Source organism: Protofrankia sp. CiP1_Cm_nod3, from assembly GCF_982290655.1.
Genome location: NZ_CEVIVD010000117.1, coordinates 13,800 through 16,119, shown reverse-complemented (window position 1 = coordinate 16,119; position 2,320 = coordinate 13,800). Strand labels below are relative to the sequence as shown.

General features: G+C 74.8%; 2 protein-coding genes. One reads left to right on the top strand and one right to left on the bottom strand.

What is annotated here, in order from left to right:
* Positions 1–314, bottom strand: a 314-nt coding sequence (locus AC5LUJ_RS18645) for a hypothetical protein (RefSeq protein WP_493465378.1), incomplete at its 3' end; no start/stop codon positions are given.
* On the opposite strand from AC5LUJ_RS18645, the gene AC5LUJ_RS18640 reads away from it, so the two are divergent.
* Complete coding sequence (locus AC5LUJ_RS18640) at positions 202–2,232, top strand: serine/threonine-protein kinase (RefSeq protein WP_493465377.1); 2,031 nt, start codon at positions 202–204, stop codon at positions 2,230–2,232. The genes AC5LUJ_RS18645 and AC5LUJ_RS18640 overlap by 113 nt on opposite strands.
* Positions 2,233–2,320: the final 88 nt, after the last annotated feature.

Below are 2,320 nucleotides of genomic sequence, written 5' to 3'. Positions count from 1 at the left end.
GCATCCCCCGCATCCCCTTCCGCCGCCTCGGGGCCCGCCATGTCGGTCCCCGCCCCGCCGAGGCCCGGGCCGGCCGCCCTGTCGGTGCCGTCGCGGCAGCGGCCGTCGTTCCCGTCGGCGTCGAGCTCCGCCTCGTCACTGGTCTCGTCCCGCGCCTCGCGGGCCGGCCGGGCCAGGGGCTCGAAGCCGTCCAGGTCGTCGGTGCGCCGGCTCGGCGCCGGGCTGGTACAGGTGCCCGAGACGACCGTCCCGGACCCGGCCTCGCTGGTACGGACCAGCCCGGTGGTGCCGGAGAACAAGCGGTTCTGCCGCAACCGCGGCTGCGAGCAGCCGGTGGGACGCAGCCGGCAGGGGCGGCCGGGCCGTACGACCGGCTTCTGCGTCCACTGCCAGCGGCCGTTCTCGTTCGAGCCGGGGTTACGCCCCGGCGACAGGATCGGCCCCCCGGTGAGCTCCAGCGACAGGGCCCCCCGCTACGAGGTGGTGGGCGCGATCACCCATGGCGGCCAGGGCTGGATCTATCTGGCCCTCGACCACAGCGTGGAGGGCCTGCGGGTCGTGCTCAAGGGGCTGCTCGACGTCGGGGACGCCAGCGCCCACAGCGCCGCCATCGCCGAGCGGCGCTTCCTCGCGTCCGTCGACCACCCGACGATCGTCAAGATCTACACTTTCGTCGAGCATGCCGGGACCGGCTACATCGTGATGGAGTACGTCGGCGGGACGTCACTGCGCGAGCTGCTCAGGCGGCGCCGCGCGGCGCTCGGCCAGCCGGACCCGCTGCCGGTGGCGGAGGCGGTCTCCTACCTGCTCGCGGTGCTGCCGGCGTTCGCCTACCTGCACCGCAACGGCCTGCTGTTCTGCGACTTCAAGCCGGACAACGTGATGCTCGGGCAGGACACCCTCAAGCTCATCGACCTCGGCGCGGTCCGCCGGGCCGACGACGTCAGCAGCGACGTCTACGGCACGCCGGGCTACCAGGCACCGGAAGTCGGCAACCAGTTACCATCGGTAGCCTCCGACCTGTACACGCTGGGACGCACGCTGGCCACGCTGATCCTGGACTTCCGTGGCAACACCTCCACGTACAAGCATTCGTTACCGCCGCCGGACGACCACCCGCCGCTGCTCCGCTACGACTCGCTGCACCGGTTCCTGCTGAAGGCCACCGCATCTTCGCCGGACGACCGGTTCGCCAGCGCCGACGAGATGCACGACGAGCTGCTGGGCGTGCTGCGCGAGGTCGTGGCCGCGGAACGTGGCATGCCGGCGCCCGCCCCGAGCCGGCGGTTCACCGGCGACACCCACCTGACCGGCGAGAACCCGGACGGCAGCCGGGCCGAGCCGGCCGCCTCCGTGCTGCCGACGTTGCGGGTCGATCCCGACGACCCGGCCGCCAGCACGCTCGCCGCGCTGCCGGACACCGACGCCGCCGCGCTCGCCGAGCTGCTGGCGGCGATCCAGCCGGCCACCGTCGAGGTGCGGCTGCGGCTGGCCCGCGCCCAGCTCGACGCCGGCCGGTACGAACAGGCCCGCCGGACGCTCGACGCGATCGAGGACGAGGACCCGTGGGACTGGCGGGCCGGCTACTACCGTGGCCTGGTCGCGCTGGCCGAGGGCGACGTCGCCACCGCGCGCGCCGAGTTCGACGGCGTCTACAGCGAGGCGCCGGGCGAGCTCGCGCCCAAGCTCGCGCTGGCACTGGCCGCCGAGGCCGACGGCGACACGGGCTACGCCGAGCGGATGTACGACGTGGTGTCGAGCACCGACGACTCGTTCACCAGCGCGGCGTTCGGGCTGGCCAGGGTGCGGACGGCGGCCGGGGACCGGCAGGGCGCCGCCGACGCCTACCGGCGGGTGCCGCCGACGTCGGCGGCCTATCTCGACGCCCAGGTCAGGCTCGCCCGGCTGCTGGGGACGGTGACGGCCGCCGGTCCGCCCGACCGGGCCGGGCTGGCCGAGGCGTCGGCCGTCCTCGGCCGGCTCACCCTGGACCCGGCCCGGCGCGCCGCGCTGGAACGCGACCTGCTGGCCACCGCCGTCGACCTGGTGGGCTCCGGCGCCGTCGTGCCGGACGACTCGGTGACGGTGGTGAGGCGGCCGCTGCGCGAGGAGGACCTGCGGTTCGGGCTCGAGGCTGCCTACCGGGAGCTGGCCAGGCTGGCACCCACCGTCGACGGCCGGTACTCCTACGTCGACGAGGCGAACCGGGTCCGGCCGAGGACTCTGACGTGAGCCCGCACCCGGACATCGACGACGGTGTCGTGACCGACGGCCCGGCCGCCACAGGCCCGGCCGCCACAGGCCCGGCCGCCACAGGCCC